This is a genomic window from Rossellomorea sp. ABR4_012 (assembly GCF_056159545.1).
In genome coordinates this window covers 238,889-265,353 of record NZ_JBSWVK010000005.1, presented here as the reverse complement: position 1 = coordinate 265,353, position 26,465 = coordinate 238,889, and the positions used below count along the sequence as shown (strand labels likewise).

The following is a 26,465-nucleotide window of genomic DNA, read 5'->3' as shown; positions in this document are numbered from 1 at the left end:
AAAACCCCTATAAATCAAGGTTTTACCATCATATGACCTATTAATCTGATAATTTTGCAAAAAAACTGTTAAATTAATATTGCAAAAATATCTCTATCATGTATAATAAGTAACAAATCTTCTGAAAATTAGAAGATAAATAAATATGAGATTTACGAGGAGGTCAATTTCAAGATGAAGAAAAAGTTTTCATTCTTGCTGGTTCTTCTTCTGGCTCTAAGTACTTTCCTAGCTGCTTGTGGCGGCAATGAAAAGTCTGGAGACGAGGGAACAGGCGACAACGGCGGCGACAAGCCTGCTGAGCAAAAAGAACAAGTACTTAACTTGATCGAGAGTTCAGAGATCCCATCAATGGACTCAACACTAGCTACTGACTCTGTTTCATTCAACGTAATGAACAACGTATTCGAAGGTCTTTACCGTTTAGGTGAGAACGACGAAGCAGTACTAGGTATGGCTGCTGAAGAGCCACAAGTCAGTGAAGATGGTCTTACTTACACGTTCAAGCTTCGTGATGCTAATTGGTCAAACGGAGATCCCGTTACTGCTAACGACTTCGTTTACGCTTGGCAAAAAGCTTTAAACCCTGATACTGGTGCAGAATACGCGTACATCATGTACGATATCAAAAATGCTGCAAAAGTTAACGCTGGTGAAGTTCCAGTTGAAGAATTAGGTGTTAAAGCAATTGATGACAAAACGTTAGAAGTACAGCTTGAAGGTCAAGTACCATACTTCAAAGCATTACTTTCTTTCGCAACTTTCTATCCTCAAAACCAAAAATTCGTAGAAGCTCAAGGCGATCAATTTGGTCTTGAAGCTGATAAAGCACTTTACAATGGTCCTTTCACACTATCTGAGTGGAAGCACGAACAAAGCTTCAAATTAACTAAAAACGATGGTTACTGGGATGCAGAAACTGTCAAGTTGAAAGAAGTTAACTTCAACATCGTTAAGGATACTGCAACCGCAGTTAACCTTTATGAAACTGAAAAGGCTGATATTACTGGTCTTTCAGCTGAATTCGTTGACAAGTACAAAGATGATCCAAACTTCAAAACTCTAGCGGATACTGCTGTATTCTTCCTGCGTTTAAACCAAAAGAACGAATTAATGGCTAACGTAAATGCTCGTAAAGCAATCGATGCTGCTTATGACAAGCAAGGTATGGTTGACGTTCTTATGAACAATGGTTCAATGCCTGCGTACTATCTAGTACCAAAAGATTTCGTATCAGGTCCAGATGGAGCTGAATACCGTGAAACTGTTGGCGATTTCGGTGCATATGATACTGAAAAAGCTAAAGAACACTGGGCAAAAGCGAAAGAAGAGTTAGGTAAAGATACGTTCGAAATCGAACTATTAAACTATGACTCTGAAAGCTCTAAGAAAGTCGGAGAATTCATCAAAGAACAATTAGAAACAAACCTTGAAGGTCTTACTGTTTCAATCAAAGCACAACCATTCAAGCAAAAACTTGATTTAGAATCTAAAGGTGATTATGACTTATCATTCGCTGGATGGGGTCCTGACTATCCAGATCCGATGACGTTCGTTGACATGTTCGTTACTGATGGAGCTCATAACCAAATGGCTTACTCTAATCCAGAGTATGACAAGTTAATTGAGCAAGCTAAAGGTGAACTAGCTGATGATTTAGAAGCTCGTTGGCAAGCAATGATCGACGCAGAGAAGATTCTTTTCGAAGATCAAGCAATCAGCCCAATGTACCAAAGAGGTAGTTCTTACCTAGAGCGTCCATATGTTAAAGGTATCCTTCGCCATTCATTTGGTGCAGATAATTCTTACAAGTGGGCTTCTGTTGAGTAATTAATAGCTCAATGACAAACCTTAAAAGGGAGAGTGTATGCATGGGCATACGCTCTCCTTTTCCACTGATTGTCGAAAAAAGTCAAAAAAGTAAAAATAGATTGAAAATTTGTCGAATATCTATATAATTATCTATGTAATGAAAAAATAGACAAAAAAGGGGGGCTAAAGAATGGTCAGATATACAATTCAACGACTCGTTTATATGATCATCACTTTGCTTATCATTGCTACCGCTACTTTCTTTCTGATGAAGCTCCTGCCTGGATCTCCACTACAAAATCAAGAAAGGCTGTCTCCGGAACAACAACAAATCATTTTGGATAAATATGGTCTGAATGACCCGCTGCCGGTTCAGTATGTGAACTACATGACGGGACTTGCTCAGGGTGATTTAGGTTTATCATTTCAATACGATAACCGCCCGGTTACACAAATCATTGGAGATCGTATTGGACCTTCCGCACTTCTAGGATTCCAAGCTATGGTATTAGGAACGTTTTTAGGATTATTGGTAGGGATCATTGCAGCAATCAAACATAATACGGTTTGGGATTATGGATCTACTATACTTGCTGTTTTAGGGATATCCATCCCTTCATTCGTTTTTGCTGCTTTATTGCAATATTATATAGGTGTCAAGCTTGAGTGGCTTCCTGTTGCCCTTTGGGGAGAGTATAAACACACAATACTTCCAACACTAGCACTTACGGTAGGTGTTGTGGCAACGATTGCGCGTTTCATGCGTACTGAAATGCTTGAAATCTTAAACTCTGATTATATATTATTAGCAAAAGCAAAAGGGATATCAAAAGTTGGAACCGTGGTAAAACATGCTGTACGTAATGCGATGATCCCAATCATAACAATTTTAGGACCAATGACAGTCGCTGTTATGACTGGTTCGCTAGTTATTGAGCGTATATTTGCTGTTCCAGGATTAGGTGAACAGTTCGTATTGTCTATCAACACGAACGATTATACAGTTATTATGGGTATTACTTTGTTCTTTAGTGTATTATTCATAGGAGTCATTTTCCTTGTTGATATTATGTACGGAATTATTGACCCACGTATTCGTTTGGCTGGAGGGAAGAAATAATGGAATCAAACAAAAGAAAACTAGATCAACTTAGTCCAGATCTCTTCCAGCAGCAAAAGATTAATGAAAGCGAAGCTGAAAGAATCGAAAGACCGAGTTTGAATTTTTGGCAAGATGCCTGGATTAGATTAAGAAAAAGTAAAGGCGCCATTGTCGGAATGATTATTACCGCAATAATCTTCTTCTTTGCGATATTTGGCCCAGGAATGAATGATTTCAGCTTTAAACAGCAAGAAATTCGCCATGCAAAGCTTCCTCCTAAAATTGAAGCGCTTTCAGGTATAAGCTGGCTTCCATTTGATGGAAAGGATTCAGATGGATTTGACGTATACGAAGCCAGAAATGTAGAAGTAAACTACTGGTTCGGTACAGATGATCTTGGACGCGATTTGTGGACAAGAACGTGGACAGGAACAAGAGTATCGCTTTATATTGGTATTTTGGCAGCGATCATCGATTTCATCATCGGGATTTCATACGGTGGTATTTCTGCTTACTATGGCGGAAAAATCGATGATGTCATGCAACGGATCATCGAAATCCTTGTGGGTATACCAAACTTGATTGTTGTCATTCTCTTCATCTTGATCTTTGAGCCAGGGATATTCTCGATCACCATGGCGATGGTCATAACAGGATGGACCGGGATGGCCCGGATTGTCCGTGGTCAGGTCCTTCAATTGAAGAATCAGGAGTTCGTGCTTGCTTCACGTACCTTGGGTGCGAGCAGCAACCGTCTTATCTTCAAACACTTGTTACCTAACGTAATGGGGCCAGTAATCATCACCACGATGTTTACAGTGCCTGCAGCTATATATACAGAAGCATTCTTAAGCTTTATCGGATTGGGAATTGCACCTCCTAAAGCTTCATTAGGTTCCTTGGTTAATGATGGGTACAGATCGATTCAGTCTTACCCTCATATGATGTTAGTGCCTTCAGCGGTAATATCATTAGTCATTTTAAGTTTTAACCTGATGGCTGACGGACTTCGCGATGCATTGGATCCGAAAATGCGTAAGTAATGGAAGGGAGATAAAGAATATGTCAAAAAGAATTTTAGAAGTGAATAATTTACACGTCTCCTTCAATACGCATGGAGGGGAAGTCAAAGCTGTACGCGGTGTAGATTTTCATTTAGATAAAGGTGAAACCCTTGCCATAGTTGGGGAGTCAGGTTCGGGGAAATCAGTTACGACTAAAGCGCTTATGAGATTGATTCCGAATCCTCCTGGTTTTATCAAAGACGGTAAGATCATGTTTGAAGGTAAAGATCTTGCAACGCTACCTGAGAAACACATGGAAAAAATTCGCGGTAAAGATATCTCGATGATTTTCCAGGATCCAATGACTTCATTGAACCCGACGATGACGATCGGGAAGCAAATCATGGAGCCGCTTGTCAAGCATCAGAACATGAGCAAGAATGATGCAAAAAAACGTGCCATCGAACTATTGAAGCTGGTTGGACTTCCTAGCCCTGAGACACGCTTCAAACAATATCCACACCAATTTTCAGGTGGTCAACGCCAGCGTGTCGTCATCGCCATTGCATTAGCATGCAATCCTAAAATCCTGATTGCGGATGAACCGACAACGGCACTTGATGTTACCATTCAAGCACAAATCCTTGAGTTGATGAAAGATTTACAAACGAAGATTGAAACTTCTATCATCTTCATCACCCATGACCTTGGTGTTGTTGCGAACGTCGCTGATCGTGTAGCGGTCATGTACGGAGGACAAATCGTTGAATCCGGGACAGTGGATGAAATCTTCTATGACCCACGTCATCCATACACATGGGGACTGATCGGTTCAATGCCAACAACGGACACTGAAGGTGAGCAGGAGTTGGTTGCCATACCAGGAACACCTCCTGATTTATTGAATCCTCCAAAAGGAGATGCATTCGCATTGAGAAGTGAGTATGCAATGAAGATCGACTTTGAAGAAGAACCACCGTATTATAAGGTGTCTGACACACATATCGTCAAATCATGGTTGATGCATCCAAGTGCTCCACAGGTAGAACCTCCTGAAGCAGTAAAACTAAGACATAGAAAAATGCCGTCTAACTACGCTGAGCCGGTACTAGTTGAGGAGGTTCGTTCATAATGGCAGAAAAATTACTCGAAATCAAAAACCTTAAACAATATTTCAACCCTGGCAAGCCTAATATGGTCAAAGCGGTAGATGATATTTCTTTTGATATATACAAAGGTGAAACGCTTGGACTGGTTGGAGAATCAGGCTGTGGTAAATCCACTACAGGACGTACAATCATTCGTCTGTACGACGCAACGGACGGCCAGGTTTTATTTAACGGGGATGATGTACATGGTAAGAAAAGCCGTTCCCAATTAAAGAAATTCAACCGTAAAATGCAGATGATCTTCCAGGATCCTTATGCGTCACTGAACCCTCGTATGAAGGTAGCTGACATTATTGCAGAAGGCATCGACATCCATGGCCTGGCTTCTTCGAAAGAAGAACGCTTGAGAAAAGTCCATGAACTTCTTGAAACTGTTGGTTTAAATAAAGAACACGCAGGACGCTATCCACATGAATTCTCTGGAGGTCAAAGACAACGTATCGGAATCGCGCGTGCTCTTGCCGTGGACCCTGATTTCATCATTGCGGATGAGCCGATCTCTGCATTGGACGTTTCAATCCAGGCTCAGGTGGTCAACCTGATGCAGCAGCTGCAAAAAGAAAAAGGACTGACTTACCTTTTCATCGCCCATGATCTGTCCATGGTTAAATACATCAGTGACCGTATCGGCGTAATGTATTTTGGTAAATTAGTAGAGCTGGCACCAAGTGATGCGCTGTATAAGAACCCGCTTCACCCTTATACTCAATCATTGCTTTCTGCCATACCTCTTCCAGATCCTGAGTATGAGCGTACACGCAGAAGAAAAGAATATGATCCTGCCGTTCATAATTATACGGAAGAAGATCAACTTGAAATGCGCGAAGTTGCACCTGGACACTTTGTATATTGCTCTGAAAAAGAATTTGCACAATACAAGGCGCAATATAAAGGTTAATGCTTTGCTTAAGCCCCTTATTTTAGGGGCTTTTCTTTTTATATCTTCCACTCAGGACCGGTTATAAACATCTTCTTTTTTTATACATAGTACATATGTTATTAATAAGACATAATGAACCCATTCACCATTAGTATTTACAGTTACCTTTACATTGATTTCCTCGGAAATTCCGACATTTTAGGTGTATATTCCCTTTTCTTTGAAGTTATTTCCTTGTTAAAATAGTAACAAGTGTTACAATTTTTAGTAGATAGTTATTATAAAAGAGGAGAGGTTTATTTTGAAATGGAGTAAGCTGGCGACATCTTTCTGTTTAATCACATTGTGCGTATTGCCCTTCCAATCAGTGAGTGCAGAATCTGAACGGAATCCAGTAGAAAGTAATCATGAGAAGAGAACTCTTTCATTGAGCAAAAAGGAAATTCCTGCTTCTGCACCGCGGTTTGTGTATGATTCAGGCTATTCATTTAAATATCCGGATGCCATCAGGGGAGTATACGTAACCGGACATTCAGCTGGTGGGGAGCGCTTCAATAAATTGACTGACTTAATCGATTCAACGGACTTAAATGCGATGGTAATCGATATCAAGGATGATCATGGATATGTTACATATGAACCCGATGCGTCTTCACCGTATGCAGAGGTAGGGCAGCCTTATATTAAGGATCCTGAATCGCTGCTTAAAACGATGGAAGAAAAACAAATTTACCCGATCGCCCGGATCGTTGTATTTAAAGATACTGTCCTTGCAAATAAAAAACCAGAGCTTTCCTATAAAGATGGAGGTAAGGTATGGAAGAACGGACGAGGAGAATCGTTCGTAAATCCATTCCTTAAAGAGGTATGGGATTATAATGTAGGAATTGCAATTGAAGCGGCAAAAATGGGATTCCAGGAAATCCAATTTGATTATGTTCGTTTCCCGGAAGGCTTTGAAAAGAGAGATAAAGAACTTGAGTACAGTACCGGCGACTATACAGATCAAGAAAAAGACAATGTTCAGAAACGTGTGCAGGCTGTGACGGACTTTGTTGAATATGCTCATGAAAAGTTAGAGCCGTATGGTGTTAAAGTGTCTGTCGATATTTTCGGCTATACTGCAACTTTGCCGGAGGCACCTGGAATCGGCCAGAACTTCACAAAGATTTCTGAGCATGTCGATGTTATCTCTTCCATGATCTATCCAAGTCACTGGACCCCATACTTCGGAATTGCAAAACCGGATACCGAGCCATATAAATTAGTGACTGAGTATGCTAAATTGGAAAATAAAAAACTAGCTGAGTTAAAGAATCCTCCAATTTCAAGGCCATGGCTTCAAGACTTCACTGCTTCCTGGTTAGGCAGCGGAAATTATAAAGTTTATGGCAAAGCCGAAATCGAAGCACAAATCAAGGCGTTGAATGATCAAGGAATCAAAGAGTTCCTGTTGTGGGATGCAGGAAACTCTTATACAGAAGGTGTAGATTATACACCTTAATAGTAAAAGAGGCTGGGACAAAAGTGATTTAGTTTCAGTAAAACCCGAACTAATTTGCGTAATATGAGACAAATTAGTTCGGGTTTTTAATTTGATCAAATAGACATTTTGATTTAGTGCTATCCAGCGGTTGATTGGAGTGCAAGACGAAGACTCCTGCGGGAAGAGTAGTTTATGTGAGACCTGTCCAGCTACGGCTTAGAGGCATATGTCATAAGTCAAACCGACCCATAAGGCAAAGGTCGCCTTCGTGGCCGATTCGCCTCATCCCACCTGCCTCTAAGCGAAGCCCCTCCGCTTTTCTACCCGCAGGCTTGCCGAGGAGGCTCACGGGCTACCCGCGGAAAGCGAAGTCTTGCACGGAAATCATTAGCGGTATTAAGAGGCTACACATAAATTGTTCGTCTTTATGTGGTGGTTTTTTATTTAATGTGGTTTGACCACTTCAGAGCATTTTATAAGTACCGTGGAGGCAGTGATATCATTTGACAAATCCCCTTATATTGTTATGATTAAATTGGTAACATTAACCGCTTGAAACCACAATTCCCCCTTAACAGGAATCATTTCCTGTAAACCGTATTTAAATTAATTCCACTGAAAAGACTAACAACTAACATAAACCAATCATTTATGAGAAAAATAGTTTTATCCAAGTTAGTCAGCAAAAAATTTGTTTAAAGGAGTAGGTCCATGCACTGGTATGAAAAGCTGAATCAATATTTCCCTGTAGAGGAAATGAAATCGAAAGAACATCTTGAAACTTTACTTAAAGAACGTAGTGATATTTATCATAAAGATGAAGGACAGCATCACGTATTGATGTATGCGGAACTGGATGACTTTATATTTATTGATTATCTTTTTGTTTCAAAGGACGCACGCGGACAGGGACTTGGTCACAAGCTTCTTGAAAAGCTGAAGAAAAAAAATAAACCGATCATATTAGAAGTAGAGCCTGTCGACTACGATGATACCGATACAGAAAAGCGTTTGAAATTTTACAAGCGTGAAGGATTTGAACATGCAGTAAGCATCGGTTATGCCAGACGTTCATTAGCGACCAATGAAATCAACGAGATGGAGATTTTGTATTGGGCACCGAATGAGGAGTCGGAAGATCTAATATTTGATTCCATGAAGAAAACGTATGAATTGATCCATACGTACAAAGATGAGAAGTTTTACGGTGCATCTTATCAACCTGTAGAAGAAGTCCTGAAACTGGATGAAGAACGGGAAGAAGATGTTTTAAAAGATATATAAAACCAAATGGTTCAAAATGTTCTGGCTGTTGATTGGAGTGGAGGAAGAAGGCTCCTGCGGGAAAAGCGGAACAGGTGAGACCTGTCCAGCTACGGGCTTAGAGGCCTATGTCATAAGTCAAACCGACCCATAAGGCAAAGGTCGCCTTCGTGGCCGATTCGCCTCATCCCACATGCCTCTAAGTAAAGCTCCTCCGCTTTTCTAACCCACAGGAGCGCATGCGACGAGGAGGCTCACCTGCCGCCCGCGGGATAGCGAAGTCCTCCATGGAAATCAACAGCGGTGATCAAGGATGCAAAATAGTATCATAAAAACACAGAAAACCTTATTGCGATTCGCAATAAGGTTTTCTAAATGAAAATATAGTTTCGATAAAAAGATGTTTACACTTGTGGAAGAACGGGTAGATAAAGAAATATAAATAGAATATATAGCTTATGTTAAACTAATGTGTAAGAAGTTTGACAAATTCATTAAAACTATGTTCAACTTCTCGCAATTCATGTATAATACATAATAGAGATTTCTTATTTAAACTTATTTTAAATAACGCACTTTGTTTAAATATAAAATACTCTATAACCTATTCACCACTATAAAATTATTTAAGGGAGTGTGAATGACGTGGTTACATTATTCACTTCACCTAGTTGTACATCTTGTCGTAAGGCAAAAGCTTGGTTAGAAGAGCATGAGATTCCATATACAGAGCGCAACGTTTTTTCTGAACCTTTAAGCATTGATGAAATCAAAGAAATCCTCCGCATGACAGAGGATGGAACGGATGAAATCATTTCTACCCGTTCAAAGACTTTTCAGAAGCTTAATGTAGACTTAGAAACATTACCGCTGCAAGAATTATTTGAGCTTATCCAAAAAAATCCTGGATTACTTAGACGTCCGATCATCCTGGATGAAAAACGTTTGCAGGTTGGATACAATGAAGATGAAATCAGACGTTTCCTTCCTAGAAAAGTTCGCACATTCCAACTTCTTGAAGCTCAAAGAATGGTTAACTAATAAATCATTCGCCTTCTCTGCATTTTATCACTTTGCTGGGAATATACAATTAAAAGGGGCTAACCCTTAAAGGACGTTTCGTTTCCTTGCGGGTTAGTCTCTTTATTTTTTAATCTGCATTGAAATAATCGTTATTTCATTCATTGATATCGTACGGAAATCAACGATGCTGATAAAACTTTATACAAAGTATTATCACTTGAATTTTCTGCAAATATTAGCTAAAATGTCACAAACACATATAATAGTCCGATCTGCTTAAGTGAAAAATGGGTGTTATTTATATTCCATTTTAAGTGCTGATAACATAAAATAGAAGTACAAGGTACAAACTAATTAAAATGTATCTTAATCTTCACCAACAAGTCTGACACACCTGCTCAGACAGTCGGGCTTATGCAGCTCAGAGGGTGTAGTCCCTTCACTAATTTTATGCAAGAAGGGAGAGGTGTTAAATGGAAATCGAACGTATTAACGAAAATACAGTGAAATTCTATATTTCTTATGGGGATATAGAGGATAGAGGCTTTGACCGCGAAGAAATCTGGTATAATCGTGAGCGAAGTGAAGAACTCTTCTGGGAAATGATGGATGAGGTTCATCAGGAAGAAGATTTCGGTATAGAAGGTCCGCTATGGATACAAGTTCAAGCATTGGACAAAGGACTCGAAGTACTTGTTACAAGAGCACAGGTTTCAAAGGATGGTCAACGATTTGAATTGCCGATTCCTGAAGATAAATTAAAAGAGCTTCCTGTGGATGAACGTATTGAAGAACTGCTGGATCAACATTTTCAAATCAAACAGGATCAAGAAGAAGATACAGAAGTTGCATTGGATTTTACGTTAAAGTTCAGCGACTTTGAAGATGCGATTTCATTATCTCAGCGACTCAGGGATATGCCGGTTGAACATTTGACTACAAAGTTACTTGCTTTCGAAAATAAATATTTTCTTTACATTAAGTTTTCAGAAGAGCACTTCTCAGAAGAAGAGATTGACAATATGTTAAGCATCCTGCTTGAATACGCTGATGAGTCAAGAATGACCGTTCACCGTCTAGAAGAATATGGGAAAATCGTTGTCGATCAAAACGTATTTGAAACATTAAGTGCATACTTTTCATAAGTTCGAATACCGGTTTCATCCTGAAATCGGTATTTTTTTATTATTACTTATCTAATCTTATATAATAATTAATAACAGATGTCATCAATGAATAATGAAAGACCATAATTAAAAGTTAACACCCCTTATTACAAATTAACAATATAAAAATTGTATAACCTTGAGTTCATGGGATGGTGTAATGATGAAGAATACGGTGAAAGTGCTCTTATTTGTCGCTGTAATTGCAGTCAGTTATTTTTATTTTTTAGATCAATATTTAGAAGGAATGTTGAAATACGTAAGTTTGGTATTTACGTTTTCGGTCATTATCATAGGTTTTCTAATATTCATTGAAAATCGTCATCCTACTCAAACTCTTACCTGGCTGGTTGTCCTTGGGGCTTTTCCTTTTCTTGGTTTTATCTTTTACTTGTTATTTGGAAGAAATTATCGAAAAGAAAAGATGTACAAGAAAAAGTACATTTTAGATAAGGAAACCTACAATAAGTACGAACCTGGACCTATAGAAATGAATCCTGAGATGTTCGGGTTCTATCAGGAAAAACACGTCCAGCTTGCGCAGCGGATAGGCAACAGCGCCATTTCATTTTCAAGTGAAACGAAAGTGTTGACGAATGGACAGGAAACGTTCGGAGAGATACTCCGCTGGTTGAAAACGGCGAAGCATCATATCCATATGGAGTATTATATCGTGCGTCATGATGACATAGGAAATCAGATAAAAGATGTTTTAATCGAACGAGCGAAAGAGGGGGTCAAGGTCCGTTTTCTATATGATGCTGTCGGTGCTTGGCAATTATCAAATCAGTACATTAAAGATCTAAAAGGAGCAGGCATTGAAGTCGTCCCGTTTGGTCCTGTAAAGATTCCTTTTCTCAATAATAAATTCAATTTCCGAAATCACAGAAAAATCATTGTGATTGATGGAAACATCGGCTTTGTCGGCGGTTTGAATATAGGAGATGAATACTTGGGGAAAAATCCAACGTTTGGATTCTGGAGGGATACACATTTGTTTGTCAAAGGTGATGCGGTCCGCACACTTCAACTTATATTTCTCCAGGATTGGTATTATATGACCAATGATGATTTTCTGACGCCAGGTTATTTAAGCCCGGACCCTGTAAGTGAAATCAATGACGGCGGGGTTCAGATGATTGCCGGCGGACCTGATAATGAACTTAGTGTGTTGAAAAACCTATTCTTCTCCATGATTACGTCCGCTCAGGAAAGCGTTTGGGTGGCATCACCTTATTTTATCCCTGACGAAGATATCTTCTCTGCATTGAAGATCGCAGCGTTAAGTGGAATTGATGTCCGGCTGCTTGTTCCACATAAACCTGATAAGCGGATTGTCTTTCATGCCTCCCGTTCTTACTTTCCAGAACTATTGGAAGCGGGAGTGAGGATATTCGAATATCAAAAAGGCTTCATGCATAGCAAGATTGTCATCGTGGATAACGAATTGGCGTCTATAGGGACTTCCAATATGGATATGAGAAGCTTTCATTTAAACTTTGAAGTGAATGCTTTCCTTTATAAAACAAACAGCACAAAATCGCTTGTGGAAGAATATTTGAATGATTTAGAGCAATCAGTTGAACTGGCACATGAAGAGTTTCAAAAGCGTCACATGGGTTATCGAATCCTGGAATCGACCTCCCGCTTAATGTCCCCGTTGTTATGATGATCAGGATCTGTTTAAAATAAGCCGATAATGCCCGAAGGATAACTTTTCCTTCGGGCATTTCTTTTGCAGGATTTTACGAGTTCTTGTCGAATAACATATTGGAGGAGGTGTTCCATGTTAACAGCTATGATTGATCGGCTGCCTTTTACAACAATCCATCATACAAAAGAAGAGTTATTGAAAATAAGAAAAAAATCACCACAGTTCCTCTGTCCTCATTGCTCATCCCCCTTAGTCCTTCGAATAGGAAAAATCAAGATTCCGCATTTCGCCCATACATCAAAGCTCCCATGCATATATGAATCAAAGAGTGAAACTCCAGATCATGTTCTGGGTAAAGCGTTATTGTATCAAAGACTATCTCAGCTTTTTGAAGATGTGAAGCTTGAGTATTATGTAAAAGAGCTGCATCAAGTTCCTGACCTGCTCATCACCGTGAAAGAAGGGCTGGTTGCCATTGAAATCCAATGCTCTACCATCCCGCTGTCAGAAGTGAAGGGGAGGACAGAAGGATACAGAAGTGAGATGATTCGTCCCCTTTGGATCTTGGCCCAGCCAGTAACTTCCGGGAGCCCCCTCAGATTAACAAGTTTTCAACAGGGTTTCATTCGCTTTTCGAAGGAACTTCACTATTTTCTTCTGCATTTCAATCCAGAAAAGAAGTGCTTTACGATTTTCCCCCACCTTACTCCGGTATCGAAAAATTCATTTTTCTATTCAAAACCGATCACCATTCCGCTGCAAAGATTCACTTTGCCGATTTTAACACCCCCTCCGGAAGATACTGTTTCCCATCATTTGAAAAGCTGGCTTCATTACAGACAAAAATGGATGCAGAACAAAATAAATTTCACTTCATCACGTCGTGACAGATTCCTGGCTGAGGTATATAAAGAAGGAGATACGTTTCTATATTTACCCCTGTATATTGGCTTACCTGTCATCCCCCATATGAATGTCTGCAAAACCCATCCAGTGGAATGGCAATATTACCTTTGGAAAGATGTGTTCAAAAAAAACCGTTATTTTACTTTAGAGATGATGAAGCAAGCATTTATCCGGCGCATTTCAAAAGGAGATATTGAAATGAGGGATTTCCCGCTTTCATCCGGACCCGGCATCAATAAATTAATAGAAGACTATCTTGAATTATTGGAAGGAATAAATGTCATTAGAAAGGGGAAGGGAATAGGGTATAGTTTAGTAAACGAATGGAATTGTACAAAAAGCTTTAATGAATTTCAACAACACGAACGTGATTTTTTTCCTAAGTGGAAGCATATATTAAAAAAGGACTAATAAAGCTTGTTTTCTTGCAGGAATATCCAGGATAAGAGAGAATGTAACTATAAGGAATAGTCTGTAGATTCAGAATGGAGGATGTATATGTCAAACGACACAGTAACCAAAAGTCTGCCTGTCAGAGATGAGGTGGAAGAAGCCTTAACATGGCGGCTTGAAGATATTTTTGAAAGCGATGGAGCTTGGGAAAAAGAATATAAAGAAATCAAAGGATTGACAGAAAAAGCAGTGGAATTCAAAGGAACGTTAAGTCAAAGTGCTGATCAATTATATAAAGCGTTAAGTTTTCAGGATGAGATCATGGAAAGAATGGGAAGGGTTTATACATACTCTCATATGCGCTATGACCAGGATACAACGAATTCACACTACCAGGGTCTGGATGACCGTGCAAAAAACTTGTATACTCAGCTGGGAAGCAAATTTGCTTACCTGGTACCTGAAATTCTTTCAATCGATGAAGGAAAACTTCAAAGGTTCCTGGAAGAAAAGGAAGAACTGAAGAAATATAAGCATGCATTAGAAGAAATCAACCTGCAGCGTCCTCATGTATTATCTGCTGAAGAAGAGGCCCTGATGGCACAGGCTTCAGAAGTATTCAGCGCAGCGAGCAATACATTTGGGATGCTGAATAATGCAGACCTCGAATTTCCAAGTATCAAAGATGAGAATGGGGAAGAAGTGGATATTACCCACGGTCGTTTCATTCGCTTTCTTGAGAGCAGTGACAGACGTGTGCGCGAAGAAGCCTTTAAAAAAGTATATGAAACGTATGGAAAATTTGAAAATACGTTCGCTTCGACTCTTAGCGGAGCTGTGAAGAAAGATAATTTTGTTGCAAATGTCAGAAACTATGATTCAGCCCGTCATGCAGCCTTATCGAATAACAATATTCCTGAGCAGGTTTATGACAACCTGGTGGAAACGGTGAATAAGAACCTTCATCTGCTCCAGCGCTATGTAAAGCTCCGTAAGAAGGTACTGGGGCTTGATGAAGTCCATATGTATGACTTATATACCCCTCTTGTAAAAGAAGTAAAAATGGAGATCGGCTATGAAGAGGCAAAAGGTATGATTCTAAAAGGCCTTGAACCACTTGGGCAAGATTACGCAGACGTTCTTCAGGATGGGTTTGATAACCGCTGGGTGGATGTTGTTGAGAACAAAGGAAAAAGAAGCGGGGCTTATTCATCAGGTGCCTATGGAACGAATCCATATATTCTCATGAACTGGCAGGACAATGTAAATAATTTATTCACCCTGGCACACGAGTTCGGTCATAGCGTGCATAGTTATTATACAAGGTCCGCACAGCCCTATACGTACGGCCATTATTCTATTTTTGTGGCTGAAGTCGCTTCTACGTGCAATGAAGCATTACTGAATGATTACCTATTGAATACGATTGATGATGAAAAGAAACGGCTTTATCTATTAAATCATTATTTGGAAGGTTTCAGGGGCACGGTATTCCGACAAACGATGTTTGCAGAATTTGAACATTTAATTCATAAAAAAGCTCAAGAAGGAGAAGCATTGACTTCTGATTTTCTTACGAAGGAATATTATGCTCTCAATAAAAAATACTTTGGTGAAGACATCTCTATCGATAAAGAAATTGGTCTTGAGTGGGCACGAATCCCTCACTTCTATTACAATTACTATGTTTATCAATATGCGACCGGCTTCTCAGCAGCCACTGCGTTAAGCAAGCAAATCCTTGAAGAAGGAGAACCTGCCGTTGAACGGTATATCGAATTCTTAAAAGCAGGAAGCTCGGATTACCCGATAGAAGTACTGAAGAAAGCAGGCGTCGATATGACTACCTCTAAACCGGTGGAAGAAGCATGCAAAGTGTTTGAAGCAAAACTAAACGAAATGGAAGAATTATTGAAGAAGCTTCAATAAAACACAAAGAAAGGGAGGAGCTGCAGCAGCCCTCCCTTTCTTTATGGCTTAAACCCCTTAAACCGGTTCCTGTTTCCGAATGAATAAATAAAAATCAATAGTGAAAGAAATAAGATCGGGGCTGTGATAAACAGCGGGATAAGATTCATTAACCCCAGAATATGAATGAGAAAGCTGATGATGATCAACAAAACCAGAACCAATAATTTTATGCTTACTCTCATAATCGATCCCTCCGCGGACGGTTTATACACTATATGACAAGCTGAAGAGGTTCATTCATGGATTTTGACAATATTGTGAAATACCATACAAACAACTTGCCAATACAAGTTCAATCATGATATATTATCAGTGTGAAGTTGATCACAAGCAAACATATACCCCTTTGTTTGACCGTGAAAAATTTCTCCCATCCCCTTTGTTCGTATTGAAAAACCGATGTTGGAAACAACATCGGCTTTTCTTGTTTAAATGGGTATTTATTATTTCGCAATAGTTAATCAGCAATATATCTCCAAAACGTTCCATGCTTTGCAGGTAACTTTTTCACTTTCTGCTGCAGGGTCCATTTCTTCATTTGTCTTTCTACTTCCTCAATAGACAAGTCATATACCACGGCAATTTCTTTTGATGCGACCAGGCGGTAATATTTCATGAAGTCTTCAAGTGAAGGCAATGGTTTTTTTTCAGGCTTGATTGTCAGCATCTCTTCAATGATATGGACATATACCTCGTAGGAATACAAACCTGTAACCTTCAGCCCTTCATCTTCTATATTTTCATTAAAAAAGACCAGGGTCGGGATCTTATCGACTTCCATTTCCGTTGTGATTTTTATATCACATTGAAACGCTTTTGATGCAGAATATGAGTGAATATCATTCATAAACTCATTAAGATCGAGTTTTGCTTCCTTGGCGCAATCCTTGAGAACTTCAAAATTTGATATATCTTGTTTCTGTAGGAACAACCGCTCCTGTAAGCATCGTAAAAACCGTATACCCGAATGCTTTCCTTGAAGCTCTGCGGCCTTAATGGCAAAAGAGGCGATATAGGGTGAATCTATCGGATTGTCGATCCATAAACTTCCATCACAGGACATTCCCGAACGGCTGGCTGTTTTTTCCCATTGCTGTGCCAGGTCTTCCTGTTTTCGCTTTGTTGCGATATTCAATGAAGAAAGCTGGCCGCTTAGAATATAACGGATGCGAAAATACTGACCATATTCAATCCTGAGTTTTTTTAATATTGGCTCTAATGCCCAGCATTCCGGACATAAAGGATCTACAAACATATATATTTCCAGTGGTTTCTTTTCAGCTCCACAAGATTTGAGCGGATTTGAGTTATTTAAACTAGTCAATGTTGGCTCTCTCCGGTGTCTCCGTATTTACCATATGATGTGCAGTTAAGACAAGTCTGTGATAAAAGTCTTCTCTCACTTGGCCTTCAAGTTCCACATCATCCATCGCCTCATGCATACAGCTCAGCCATGCTTTCGCTCTTTCTTCAGTGATTGGGAAAGGAAGGTGCCTGGCGCGCAGCATAGGGTGACCGTGTTCTTCGGTATATAGAGGGGGGCCGCCTAAATATTGGGTAAGGAATTGTTTTTGTTTACGGGCCGTCTCTGTTAAATCATCCGGAAAAATAGGTGCCAACAAAGGATGTTTAGACACTCTATTATAAAATGCATCAACGAGCATGGAGAGTTTCTTTTCGCCGATTAAGTTATAAGGCATTTTCGGTTTCTCGACCATAAGAAGGACTCCTTTTTACTTAGAATGTAAGTTTATTCTAGCAAGCATTCATGTATATCTCAAACAAATAGCCTTGATACTGCACGAATCTGTAAAGTTAGTGTTGCCAGATTGGTTTTGGTTATCCCGAAAAACAGGTTAGGAGAATGAATAAAATTCTAATTGAATAGCATTCATGACAAGAGCCCTGCTGACTTTAGCAGGGCTCTTATTTCATAGAGCATGATATATTTTTTCATATAATACGAACAATCAAGCATAAAACGTTTCCGTTACTTTTTTTACATATGCGTTTGTTTCCTTGAAAGGAGGAATCCCATTGTACTTATCGACATTTCCAGGACCAGCGTTATAGGCAGCTAATGCCAGGTCAATGTCCCCGTTATATTTATCAAGCATCTGTTTTAAATATTTCGTACCAGCAAAGACATTTTCTTCAGGGTCAAATATATTGGTCACCCCAAGGCCCCTTGCAGTGGAAGGCATCAGCTGCATCAAACCTGATGCACCGGCAGGACTGACAGCATCAGGTTTGAATCCTGATTCATGCTGGATTACAGCATGTATCAGCTTTTTGGGAAGGTGATACTTGTCTGCAGCTCTGGAAATAATATCATCTACGGATTTTGGAGCCGCGAACTCGGCTTTATTTATTGCTGACAAAGACCTGGGTGGCTGGGAAACTGTAAAGGCAGGATGTGTTTCAAGAATGTTCTTTACGGCGCCAAGGGTATCGGCATTTGTTGAAAGGCCACCGCCATTATTCAAAGCCTGAGTAAATAGCTGTTGGAATAAGTCATTGCTTTGGCCGTCAGCGTTTATAGAGGAAACGGAACCCAGTTTATTGAGTGCCTGGAGTTCCATCATCGTTTTTAATTGTTGGACATTCATACTAATGACTCCTGTCTGTTAAATGGGTGTTTCATCTTATATATCGGAAGATCTGATATGTGTTTTACTACGGATTTCTTACTTTTTCCCGATAAAAACGTTTTATTTTATTTTCCGTTTCCCTTTTGGGTATCCTGTGTTCCTTTAATAAATTAAAGAAGATTTTTTCTCCCTGCTTATAATCCTTCACTTCATATTCCAGTTCAAAGTCTACTTTATCTAAATAGGAACTTTCATCAAAAACGAGCAAACCACCTTCAAAATCGACTTCAGCTCTCTTTGTGGTTAAAGTCCCAAAATGTTGAATGAGAGGGTTTGAAACTCCAAGTCTTTGAAGAAACTCTCCTACTTCTCCATCCGGAAAAACACCTTGATTCAAAAGGTCGTAGGCTTCTTGTTCAGAAAGGGGTTGATTCGTTTCCAGCAGCCCTTCTTCGACAGGTGTTTTTAACGTAAGCGTGAAGAACGTGTTCTTTTGTCGGATTCTTAAAGCAGACTGCATCTCCTTCAGCTGAAAGTCAGGGGTATCGAAATAATGGTTGTCCTGGCTTATGAAATCTGTATCTTTTATCATAAAATGCTTGGTTAATCTCATGAATTCTTCTTCTTTTAACAAGTTCTTAAATTCAATTTCAATCTCTTGTGACAAAGAAAAGCATCCTTTCATTGCTTAATACTTGTATTATCTCTTTTCTGGAAAGGAACTTCAATGTTTAGATGTAAATCGTGTCTTATGATAAAATAAGACTGATTGTTTTAAGGAAGGATGAAGATAGCCATGAGAAAAATCGTTCAATTCAATGAAGCAAAATTTAAAAATGGTGTTTTACACTTACATACGGAACAAACAGACTTGTTAAAAGGGATCAAGCCCGCTTGTCAAATGATTGCAGATTCCGACCGATTCGCCTTCGTTTATTTAGCAGAAAACGAAGAGGAATATGTATACCTGTACTTAGAAGAAGGAATATGGGGAGAGTTGAAAAAAGCACTTGAAGAAAATGCTCCTGTAATCGTGAAAAGTTCCGATGAATCATTGGAGTTAGATCAATTTCAAGATGAGCTGAATTATCTTATCAGCAATATAGAAGGAAACGGGAATTACGGCGACGAAATGGTTAAGAAGGTTGAATCCGCTTTTATTGAATAATTCTCTTAATCAGGCAGGAGTTCATATATTAACTTTCAAAATAACCAGCTATATATATAACCTGTAAGAAAGAAACAGAGTGATGTTTCAAATGAGGTGAGGGAATGAATCATTGGGATCAATTTCTGGCTCCCTATAATCAAGCCGTGGATGAGCTAAAAGTGAAACTGAAAGGAATGCGCGGGGAATACGAATTTCAACATACTCATTCACCGATTGAATTTGTAACCGGTCGAGTAAAACCGATTGCCAGCATCCTCGATAAAGCGAATCAAAAAGGAATTGCGCTTTCAGATATTGAGAGTGAGATGCAGGATATAGCAGGTCTCAGGATGATGTGTCAATTCGTGGAAGATATACATGTGGTCGTGGAGCATCTCCGTGCCCGCAAGGATTTCACCGTGATTGAAGAAAGGGACTATGTCACCCATAAAAAGCCGAGCGGCTACAGATCCTATCATGTCGTTGTTGATTATCCAGTGCAGACAATCCAGGGAGAGAAAAATATCCTTGTAGAAATTCAAATAAGAACGCTGTCGATGAATTTTTGGGCAACAATTGAGCACTCTTTGAATTATAAGTACAGCGGCCAATTTCCTGAAAGAATTCGAATGAGGCTGCAAGGTGCTGCAGAAGCAGCTTTTCGTCTGGATGAAGAAATGAGCCTGATCCGTGAAGAAATCCAGGAAGCACAGGCTATTTTCACAAACAAGATGGAGAAGGATAAGAGGGGAAGCGGCACGACCGATAAAAGAATTCACAAACAGTGAGAAGAAGGGGGTCAATACGAATGAAGTTTGCTATTACGTCAAAGGGTGATTCAAAGTCCAATACACTGATGCACAAAATGAGAACCTACTTACAGGATTTCAATTTGACATATGATGAAGACCAGCCTGACATCGTCATATCGGTAGGCGGAGATGGGACGCTGCTTTATGCCTTTCACCGCTATCGATCCAGGCTTGATAAGACTGCCTTTGTGGGAGTACATACGGGTCATCTCGGCTTTTATGCAGACTGGGTGCCGGAAGAAATCGAAAAGCTTGTTATCGCGATTGCAAAAACTCCTTATCAAATTATCGAATATCCGTTATTGGAAACGATCATCCGGTATCAGCACGGGGGAAAAGAAACACGTTATTTAGCTCTAAATGAGTCTACAGTGAAGAGTGTTGAAGGAACCCTCGTCATGGATGTGGAAATCAGGGGACAGCATTTCGAACGTTTCAGGGGAGATGGATTATGTCTATCTACTCCTTCAGGGAGTACGGCGTACAATAAAGCACTGGGTGGCGCAATCATACATCCGTCTTTGCCGGCTATTCAATTTGCTGAAATGGCATCCATCAATAATAGGGTTTTTCGTACAATCGGTTCCCCGCTAATTTTACCGGCTCATCATACATGTATGTTAAAGCCTGTCAATGGTCCGGATTTTCTGGTGACGATCGACCATCTTTCCCTTCTTCATAAAGATGTGAAGTCCATTCAGTACCGTGTTGCAGATGAGAAAATCCGCTTTGCCCGCTTCCGTCCCTTTCCTTTTTGGAAGAGGGTACATGACTCATTCGTGGCGGATGAATAAAGGTTATTCGCTTCAATGGTTCATCCCCTCTGAGTTTAATGGAAGGCTGCTGCGGGAATTTCTAATTGACCAGAAGATTTCTAAACGTACGCTGACCTCGGTCAAGTTCGATGGAGGGGCGATTTCCGTCAATGACACAGAAGTGAACGTTCGTCATGTCTTAAAGGAAGGCGATATTGTCAAACTGGTTTTTCCTCCTGAGACAGGCAGTGAAAAATTAATGCCTGATAGTCTGCCTTTGAAGATTATGTATGAAGACCGTGATGTCCTGGTTGTTGAGAAGCCATGGGGCATGTATTCAATCCCGTCAAAAGAACACTGTACAGGCACTCTGGCGAATGGGATTGCGGGTTATTACAAAGAATGCAGATTGGCATCCGCTGTTCATATCGTCACCAGGCTTGACCGGGACACATCCGGATTAGTATTGGTGGCCAAGCATCGCCACGTGCATCATTTGTTCAGTCTTCAACAGCAGGAAAGAGAAATTTCCAGGACATATGAAGCTTTGGCTGAAGGCGTCATGAACAGTAATCAAGGAGTCATTGAACGACCGATCGGCCGCAAAGATACAAGTATTATCGAAAGAGAAGTCCGGAGTGATGGGCAATATGCAAAGACCGTGTTCGATGTCCTATGCCAATTTGACGAAGCTGTTCATTTATCCTTGCGTCCCCTTACAGGAAGAACGCATCAAATACGCGTGCATATGGCATCGATCGGTCACCCTCTAATGGGCGATGATTTGTACGGAGGTAAAAACAAGCTTATTAAGCGGCAGGCACTTCATTGTAAAACCCTTTCTTTTTATCATCCTATGAAAAAGGGATGGATGGTTTTTGAGAGTCCGTTGGCAAGTGATATGAAAAGCGTTTTGAGCTTTTTAGGGCAGAAAGAAAAAAGAGATTCCTCGTGTTGATTTGTGCGGGGAATCTCTTTTTGGATGGTTCAGCTTCATTCATGGCTGAGAATTGCTCAACGGTTCTCTACAAAGCATAAGAAAGTCAGGTTTTCTCATGGAAAGCTACGGAATTTTTCTTCTGTGAACGGCATGCTTGAAGGCACGCTTATTAATTCCATTTCAGGATAACGAAAAGCGGTCAACTTCCCTCCGAATACAGCGCCCGTATCGATATTGACCGAGTTGTTCATCATTCTGGGTTCCTTTACGGGAGTATGCCCATAAATGATCCAGGCATCACCTTTGTATTCCTTCGCCCAATCTCTTCTGACAGGTGTACCGTCTTCATTCACTTCCCCGGTTATGTCACCATAAAGAACGAATGTTTTAACACGCTTATTGTTTTTTCCTATGTAATCTTCCTTGATCCCTGCATGTGCGATGATCAATTTCCCCTCATCCAGGATCTGATAAAGAGGTGAATCTTCGTATAAGTTGATAAATAAGTTCTTATACTCGTTTCTCTCTTTCTCTGTAAGAGCACTTAATTCTGCCGTCGTCGTTTCAAGACCATGAAGGATTTTCACGTTGTTTCCTAAGAAATAACGATAAAGCTTATTACAATGATTCCCGGGGACATAGTAAGCTTCCCTTTCCTTCTGAAGGGAAGCGACAACTGCAATCGTTTTTAATGAGTGCGGGCCACGGTCAGTAAGGTCACCGACAAATGCAAGTTTTCTTCCTTCAGGGTGGCGGGGGAGTCCAGAGCTCCAATTATAACCGAGTTTTTCAGTAAGCTTTCTGAATTCTTGGAAACAACCGTGTATATCTCCAATTACATCAATCTTCATTTTGCACCTTCTTTCCTATTTAGGAGAAACTTTTTTCTTTTCATTTTATTCTTTTTATGACATATTAATGGTTCAGTGTTTGAAAAAAAAGGATTATTTATTCACCATTTTAATTCGAAATCTTTACATAAACAAAAGGAAGGCAGATGTGCTAAGTTAACGGGCGACATTTTCTAAAAGATTTGCTAGTATTATTACGACTATATGGGATTAACATAAAAGGAGGGTGTGCCATAATGAGTGAAGCAGTCAAAGAACACAATAATGAAAAACAAGACAAAGAAATGTATGATGAAGAGCTTCTCATTAGAGCCCTTCTACAGGAAGATTTGGATTTGTTCAGGTCGGAATTCACCCAGTTACACTCTTATGATCAGGCTAAATTCTTTTCCAGGATCGAGGATGAACTGAGAATCCGCCTTTATCATTACCTATCTCCGGAAGAAATGGCCGAATTGTTTGAAAGTCTTGATAAAGATGAAGAAGACTATCAGGAAATACTCGCAGAAATGAACCCAACATATGCAGCTGAAATGCTTTCGAATATGTATGCAGATGATGCGGTTGATGTACTGAATGAACTTGATAAAGATCAAGTAGTCAGCTATTTAACCATTATGGATGACGACTCAGCTAAAGAAATAAAAGAGCTCCTTCATTATGAAGAGTACACCGCCGGTAGTATCATGACAACCGAGTATGTGGCCATCTCACAAAATCAGACAGTCCGGTCTGCCATGTATATCCTTAAGAATGAAGCGCCTAATGCAGAAACGATCTATTATATTTATGTGGTCGACGATGATAAAAAGCTTGTCGGAGTTATTTCATTAAGGGATCTCATCATCAGTCATGATGACGTCATGATATCTGAAATCATGAGTGAAAGGGTCATGTCAGTTGGAGTGAGTGAGGATCAGGAAGCCGTTGCCAGACAAATGAAGGACTACGATTTCCTTGCTTTGCCGGTTGTTGATTTTCAACAACATCTGCTTGGGATCATTACGGTTGATGACATAATGGATGTCATGGAGGAAGAGGCATCGGATGACTACTCCAAGCTTGCGGGTATTGCTGATCTGGACTCGATTGACAGAAACCCTTTCAATGCAGCAAAAAAACGCCTGCCATGGTTGATCGCGTTATTATTCCTTGGAATGTTCACCGCAAGTCTGATCGGGCGATTTGAAGCAACCCTGGATAAAGTAGCCATTCTTGCTGTTTTCATCCCGCTTATTGCCGGAATGGCGGGAAATACAGGTACTCAGGCACTTGCTGTGGCCGTTAGAGGGATTGCGACTGGTGATTTGGAAAAGGAAAATAAACTTGCTCTCATCATACGTGAGGCAGGAACAGGACTCATTACCGGCACGACATGCGGTGTTGTGGTCAGCATGATTGTGTATGTGTGGAAGGGAACTTTTTTTCTAGGGATCCTGGTTGGAATTTCAGTTATGATTTCATTATTTGTAGCTACATTGGCAGGCACTCTTGTCCCTCTTTTGATGCATAAATTGAAAGTCGATCCTGCCGTGGCTTCAGGACCCTTCATTACAACAATTAATGATATTATAAGTATCTTAATATATTTTGGATTAGCTACATTGTTCATGAATTACCTTATATAGAAAGAAAAGGGGGAGAGCATCATGGAACAGCATGCCTCTGTAACATCACTGGTGATCGTCATCATTGTCGCTTTTTTGACGCCTATATTGCTGCATCGTTTTAAGTTGAATTTTATTCCTGTGGTCATCGCTGAGATCATCATGGGCCTTGTAATCGGTAAGAGCGGATTAAACCTTGTTCATCAAGATATGTGGCTTGAAACTTTATCGACCTTCGGGTTCATCTTCTTAATGTTCCTGAGTGGTCTGGAAATCGATTTCAAAGCATTCTCTAACAGCAAGAATAAAAAAGAAATTCTTCCGAGCGGTAAGGAAGAGCCGAACCGACTGAAAGTGGCAACCGTTATTTTTATTGGGATATTCTTTGTTTCTCTCGGGCTTTCTTACTTATTTGTATTTTTTGGTTTGATAGAAAACGCCTTTTTGATGACCCTGATTATTTCGACCATTTCATTGGGGGTAGTCGTCCCGACATTGAAAGAGGCTCATATTTCAAAAACCGCGATTGGTCAGATTATTTTGCTTGTTGCTGTAATCGCAGATCTTGTGACCATGATTCTGCTTGCTGTATTCGTCTCCCTTTACGGAGAAGGACACGGGAATATGTGGCTGCTTCTCATTCTGTTCGGAGTGGGTGTCATCCTTTATCTTTTAGGCAAGCGCATGAAAAATAATAATTTCATAAAAAGTTTATCGACAGGTACTGTACAAATAGGGACACGCGCTGTGTTCACACTCATCATTTTACTGGTGGCTGTATCTGAAACGGTCGGAGCCGAAAATATCCTTGGAGCTTTTTTGGCTGGGGTATTGGTTTCTTTACTGGCACCTAATCAGGAGATGGTACAGAAACTCGATTCATTCGGATACGGGTTTCTGATTCCGATTTTCTTCGTAATGGTGGGAGTGGAACTTGATCTTCAGACTTTGCTGAGCGACAAGAAAATGCTCCTCTTGATTCCATTATTGCTGCTTGCATTCCTGATTTCAAAAATTCTGCCGGTTTACTTGTTGAAGATCTGGTATGATACAAAAACCACATTAGCTTCCGCTTTCTTGCTTACGTCCACTCTTTCCCTGGTAATTGCTGCTGCAAAAATCGCTGAAAGAATGGAGATCATTACTCCTCAGATGAGCGGAACCTTGATTCTGGTGGCAGTCATCGCATGTATCATTACACCGATCGTCTTTAAAAAGCTGTTTCCGCGTGAAAGCGCAAATGAAAAGAAATTGAAAGTAGTGTTCCTGGGGGCAAACCAGATGACCATGCCGGCATCCAGGGAACTGCAATCCTCGCTGTATGAATCTGTCCTTTATCACACGATTCAAGATAAATCGGACAAAAACATTGCAAACTCATTGTTTAAAATCAATGAAATCGAGAATTATGCGCTTGATACATTAGAAGAGTTTAACGTGTTTGAGGCAGATATCCTTGTGATTTCGACCGGGGATGAAGAGGCGAATGCAACCCTTTCTATTGCTGCTAAAGATAGAGGCGTAGAAAGGGTCATCGCAAGAGTTGAGAGCCCTGATATGCATGAAACACTAAGAGAGCAGGGGATTGAAGTATATTCAGTGTTCCTTTCAACCAAAGCATTGTTAAGAGCCATGATTGAATCACCGTCAGTGATGAATATCCTCACGAACCAGGAAATGTCACTGTATGAAATTAAAATGATGAACAGCCAGTTCGAAGGGATGACCTTGAGGAAATTCCCGTTTACAGGAGATGTGATCTTTGTCCGTATTTTCAGGGGAAAAGACTCCATCGTGCCACATGGTGACACTGAACTTCATATGAATGACCGGTTGATCGTGACCGGATCTAAAGAATATGTTGATGAACTGAAACGAGAACTTGAATTCTGTGAATATTGTTAACGAAACTCCCCGGTCTCCCGGGGAG

At 40.1% G+C, this 26,465-nt stretch carries 24 protein-coding genes; 18 read left to right on the top strand and 6 right to left on the bottom strand.

Annotation, left to right across the window (positions count from 1 at the left end):
• Nucleotides 1-174: 174 nt before the first annotated feature.
• From ACXAFV_RS19465 to pepF, 12 genes are all read left to right on the top strand, one after another.
• The gene (locus tag ACXAFV_RS19465; protein ID WP_475128894.1) at nucleotides 175-1,830 is read left to right on the top strand and encodes a peptide ABC transporter substrate-binding protein; all 1,656 of its coding nucleotides are present in this window, start codon (nucleotides 175-177) and stop codon (nucleotides 1,828-1,830) included.
• A gap of 172 nt (nucleotides 1,831-2,002) precedes the next feature.
• Complete coding sequence (opp3b, locus tag ACXAFV_RS19460; protein WP_475128893.1) at nucleotides 2,003-2,932, top strand: oligopeptide ABC transporter permease; 930 nt, start codon at nucleotides 2,003-2,005, stop codon at nucleotides 2,930-2,932.
• Nucleotides 2,932-3,957, top strand: coding sequence for an oligopeptide ABC transporter permease (opp3C, locus tag ACXAFV_RS19455; protein WP_475128892.1), 1,026 nt, complete (start codon nucleotides 2,932-2,934; stop codon nucleotides 3,955-3,957). The genes opp3b and opp3C overlap by 1 nt, the downstream gene beginning before the upstream one ends.
• A 19-nt stretch (nucleotides 3,958-3,976) precedes the next feature.
• On the top strand, nucleotides 3,977-5,050 hold the full coding sequence (locus ACXAFV_RS19450) for an ABC transporter ATP-binding protein (protein ID WP_475128891.1): 1,074 nt from the start codon (nucleotides 3,977-3,979) through the stop codon (nucleotides 5,048-5,050).
• Nucleotides 5,050-5,985 carry an ABC transporter ATP-binding protein gene (locus ACXAFV_RS19445; RefSeq protein ID WP_475128889.1) on the top strand — a complete coding sequence of 312 codons (936 nt, stop codon included), beginning with the start codon at nucleotides 5,050-5,052 and terminating at the stop codon, nucleotides 5,983-5,985. The genes ACXAFV_RS19450 and ACXAFV_RS19445 overlap by 1 nt, the downstream gene beginning before the upstream one ends.
• 283 nt (nucleotides 5,986-6,268) lie before the next feature.
• Nucleotides 6,269-7,471 (top strand): putative glycoside hydrolase, encoded by a 1,203-nt coding sequence (locus ACXAFV_RS19440; RefSeq protein WP_475128887.1) that lies wholly within the window; start codon nucleotides 6,269-6,271, stop codon nucleotides 7,469-7,471.
• A 693-nt stretch (nucleotides 7,472-8,164) separates the two neighbouring features.
• Complete coding sequence (locus ACXAFV_RS19435; RefSeq protein WP_475128886.1) at nucleotides 8,165-8,737, top strand: GNAT family N-acetyltransferase; 573 nt, start codon at nucleotides 8,165-8,167, stop codon at nucleotides 8,735-8,737.
• A gap of 624 nt (nucleotides 8,738-9,361) precedes the next feature.
• Nucleotides 9,362-9,757 carry a transcriptional regulator SpxA gene (gene spxA, locus ACXAFV_RS19430; RefSeq protein WP_032089161.1) on the top strand — a complete coding sequence of 132 codons (396 nt, stop codon included), beginning with the start codon at nucleotides 9,362-9,364 and terminating at the stop codon, nucleotides 9,755-9,757.
• A gap of 455 nt (nucleotides 9,758-10,212) precedes the next feature.
• Nucleotides 10,213-10,884: an adaptor protein MecA gene (gene mecA / locus ACXAFV_RS19425; protein WP_475128884.1), complete on the top strand. Its 672-nt coding sequence runs from the start codon at nucleotides 10,213-10,215 to the stop codon at nucleotides 10,882-10,884.
• A 184-nt stretch (nucleotides 10,885-11,068) separates the two neighbouring features.
• Nucleotides 11,069-12,574: a cardiolipin synthase gene (gene cls, locus ACXAFV_RS19420; RefSeq protein WP_475128994.1), complete on the top strand. Its 1,506-nt coding sequence runs from the start codon at nucleotides 11,069-11,071 to the stop codon at nucleotides 12,572-12,574.
• Between the two features lie 117 nt (nucleotides 12,575-12,691).
• Entirely contained in the window at nucleotides 12,692-13,876 is a 1,185-nt protein-coding gene (locus ACXAFV_RS19415) for a competence protein CoiA (protein ID WP_475128882.1), read from the top strand.
• Nucleotides 13,877-13,963: 87 nt separating this feature from the next.
• A complete protein-coding gene (gene pepF / locus ACXAFV_RS19410; protein WP_475128881.1) occupies nucleotides 13,964-15,787 on the top strand; it encodes an oligoendopeptidase F in 1,824 nt (607 codons plus the stop codon).
• Between the two features lie 41 nt (nucleotides 15,788-15,828).
• Here the strand turns inward: pepF and ACXAFV_RS19405 are convergent, their stop codons facing one another.
• The 5 genes from ACXAFV_RS19405 to ACXAFV_RS19385 all read right to left on the bottom strand — a co-directional run bounded on the left by ACXAFV_RS19405 (nucleotide 15,829) and on the right by ACXAFV_RS19385 (nucleotide 19,087).
• Nucleotides 15,829-16,011: a hypothetical protein gene (locus tag ACXAFV_RS19405; RefSeq protein ID WP_475128880.1), complete on the bottom strand. Its 183-nt coding sequence runs from the start codon at nucleotides 16,009-16,011 to the stop codon at nucleotides 15,829-15,831.
• 275 nt (nucleotides 16,012-16,286) lie between these two features.
• Nucleotides 16,287-17,153 (bottom strand): ClpXP adapter SpxH family protein, encoded by an 867-nt coding sequence (locus tag ACXAFV_RS19400; RefSeq protein WP_475128878.1) that lies wholly within the window; start codon nucleotides 17,151-17,153, stop codon nucleotides 16,287-16,289.
• Nucleotides 17,146-17,547: a globin domain-containing protein gene (locus ACXAFV_RS19395; protein WP_475128877.1), complete on the bottom strand. Its 402-nt coding sequence runs from the start codon at nucleotides 17,545-17,547 to the stop codon at nucleotides 17,146-17,148. The genes ACXAFV_RS19400 and ACXAFV_RS19395 overlap by 8 nt, the downstream gene beginning before the upstream one ends.
• Nucleotides 17,548-17,799: 252 nt before the next feature.
• The gene (locus tag ACXAFV_RS19390; RefSeq protein ID WP_475128876.1) at nucleotides 17,800-18,438 is read right to left on the bottom strand and encodes a lytic transglycosylase domain-containing protein; all 639 of its coding nucleotides are present in this window, start codon (nucleotides 18,436-18,438) and stop codon (nucleotides 17,800-17,802) included.
• 67 nt (nucleotides 18,439-18,505) lie between these two features.
• A complete protein-coding gene (locus ACXAFV_RS19385; protein ID WP_475128874.1) occupies nucleotides 18,506-19,087 on the bottom strand; it encodes a CYTH domain-containing protein in 582 nt (193 codons plus the stop codon).
• 129 nt (nucleotides 19,088-19,216) lie between these two features.
• On the opposite strand from ACXAFV_RS19385, the gene ACXAFV_RS19380 reads away from it, so the two are divergent.
• The 4 genes from ACXAFV_RS19380 (at nucleotide 19,217) to ACXAFV_RS19365 (ending at nucleotide 22,095) form a co-directional block, all read left to right on the top strand.
• Nucleotides 19,217-19,588, top strand: coding sequence for a UPF0738 family protein (locus ACXAFV_RS19380; protein WP_475128873.1), 372 nt, complete (start codon nucleotides 19,217-19,219; stop codon nucleotides 19,586-19,588).
• 104 nt (nucleotides 19,589-19,692) lie between these two features.
• Complete coding sequence (yjbM, locus tag ACXAFV_RS19375) at nucleotides 19,693-20,358, top strand: GTP diphosphokinase (protein ID WP_475128872.1); 666 nt, start codon at nucleotides 19,693-19,695, stop codon at nucleotides 20,356-20,358.
• A gap of 20 nt (nucleotides 20,359-20,378) precedes the next feature.
• On the top strand, nucleotides 20,379-21,176 hold the full coding sequence (locus ACXAFV_RS19370) for an NAD kinase (protein ID WP_098352856.1): 798 nt from the start codon (nucleotides 20,379-20,381) through the stop codon (nucleotides 21,174-21,176).
• Nucleotides 21,151-22,095: an RluA family pseudouridine synthase gene (locus ACXAFV_RS19365; protein WP_475128870.1), complete on the top strand. Its 945-nt coding sequence runs from the start codon at nucleotides 21,151-21,153 to the stop codon at nucleotides 22,093-22,095. Before ACXAFV_RS19370 ends, ACXAFV_RS19365 begins: the two co-directional genes overlap by 26 nt.
• Nucleotides 22,096-22,190: 95 nt before the next feature.
• On the opposite strand, the gene prpE is transcribed toward ACXAFV_RS19365, so the two are convergent.
• The gene (gene prpE, locus ACXAFV_RS19360) at nucleotides 22,191-22,928 is read right to left on the bottom strand and encodes a bis(5'-nucleosyl)-tetraphosphatase PrpE (protein ID WP_475128869.1); all 738 of its coding nucleotides are present in this window, start codon (nucleotides 22,926-22,928) and stop codon (nucleotides 22,191-22,193) included.
• Between the two features lie 236 nt (nucleotides 22,929-23,164).
• Here prpE and mgtE point away from each other — a divergent pair, with 236 nt between their 5' ends.
• On the top strand, nucleotides 23,165-24,556 hold the full coding sequence (gene mgtE, locus ACXAFV_RS19355; RefSeq protein ID WP_475128867.1) for a magnesium transporter: 1,392 nt from the start codon (nucleotides 23,165-23,167) through the stop codon (nucleotides 24,554-24,556).
• A 21-nt stretch (nucleotides 24,557-24,577) separates the two neighbouring features.
• Complete coding sequence (locus ACXAFV_RS19350; RefSeq protein ID WP_475128866.1) at nucleotides 24,578-26,440, top strand: monovalent cation:proton antiporter family protein; 1,863 nt, start codon at nucleotides 24,578-24,580, stop codon at nucleotides 26,438-26,440.
• The last annotated feature ends 25 nt before the right edge of the window (nucleotides 26,441-26,465 follow it).

Coding starts and splice junctions, on each gene's coding strand:
- ACXAFV_RS19415 (WP_475128882.1), top strand. CDS start 12,692: ATGTTAACAGCTATGATTGATCGGCTGCCTTTTACAACAATCCATCAT.
- cls (WP_475128994.1), top strand. CDS start 11,069: ATGAAGAATACGGTGAAAGTGCTCTTATTTGTCGCTGTAATTGCAGTC.
- pepF (WP_475128881.1), top strand. CDS start 13,964: ATGTCAAACGACACAGTAACCAAAAGTCTGCCTGTCAGAGATGAGGTG.
- ACXAFV_RS19450 (WP_475128891.1), top strand. CDS start 3,977: ATGTCAAAAAGAATTTTAGAAGTGAATAATTTACACGTCTCCTTCAAT.
- ACXAFV_RS19465 (WP_475128894.1), top strand. CDS start 175: ATGAAGAAAAAGTTTTCATTCTTGCTGGTTCTTCTTCTGGCTCTAAGT.
- ACXAFV_RS19445 (WP_475128889.1), top strand. CDS start 5,050: ATGGCAGAAAAATTACTCGAAATCAAAAACCTTAAACAATATTTCAAC.
- ACXAFV_RS19370 (WP_098352856.1), top strand. CDS start 20,379: ATGAAGTTTGCTATTACGTCAAAGGGTGATTCAAAGTCCAATACACTG.
- opp3b (WP_475128893.1), top strand. CDS start 2,003: ATGGTCAGATATACAATTCAACGACTCGTTTATATGATCATCACTTTG.
- ACXAFV_RS19350 (WP_475128866.1), top strand. CDS start 24,578: ATGGAACAGCATGCCTCTGTAACATCACTGGTGATCGTCATCATTGTC.
- ACXAFV_RS19405 (WP_475128880.1), bottom strand. CDS start 16,011: ATGAGAGTAAGCATAAAATTATTGGTTCTGGTTTTGTTGATCATCATC.
- ACXAFV_RS19435 (WP_475128886.1), top strand. CDS start 8,165: ATGCACTGGTATGAAAAGCTGAATCAATATTTCCCTGTAGAGGAAATG.
- ACXAFV_RS19390 (WP_475128876.1), bottom strand. CDS start 18,438: ATGAATGTCCAACAATTAAAAACGATGATGGAACTCCAGGCACTCAAT.
- mgtE (WP_475128867.1), top strand. CDS start 23,165: ATGAGTGAAGCAGTCAAAGAACACAATAATGAAAAACAAGACAAAGAA.
- mecA (WP_475128884.1), top strand. CDS start 10,213: ATGGAAATCGAACGTATTAACGAAAATACAGTGAAATTCTATATTTCT.
- opp3C (WP_475128892.1), top strand. CDS start 2,932: ATGGAATCAAACAAAAGAAAACTAGATCAACTTAGTCCAGATCTCTTC.
- ACXAFV_RS19365 (WP_475128870.1), top strand. CDS start 21,151: ATGACTCATTCGTGGCGGATGAATAAAGGTTATTCGCTTCAATGGTTC.
- ACXAFV_RS19395 (WP_475128877.1), bottom strand. CDS start 17,547: ATGGTCGAGAAACCGAAAATGCCTTATAACTTAATCGGCGAAAAGAAA.
- prpE (WP_475128869.1), bottom strand. CDS start 22,928: ATGAAGATTGATGTAATTGGAGATATACACGGTTGTTTCCAAGAATTC.
- ACXAFV_RS19380 (WP_475128873.1), top strand. CDS start 19,217: ATGAGAAAAATCGTTCAATTCAATGAAGCAAAATTTAAAAATGGTGTT.
- yjbM (WP_475128872.1), top strand. CDS start 19,693: ATGAATCATTGGGATCAATTTCTGGCTCCCTATAATCAAGCCGTGGAT.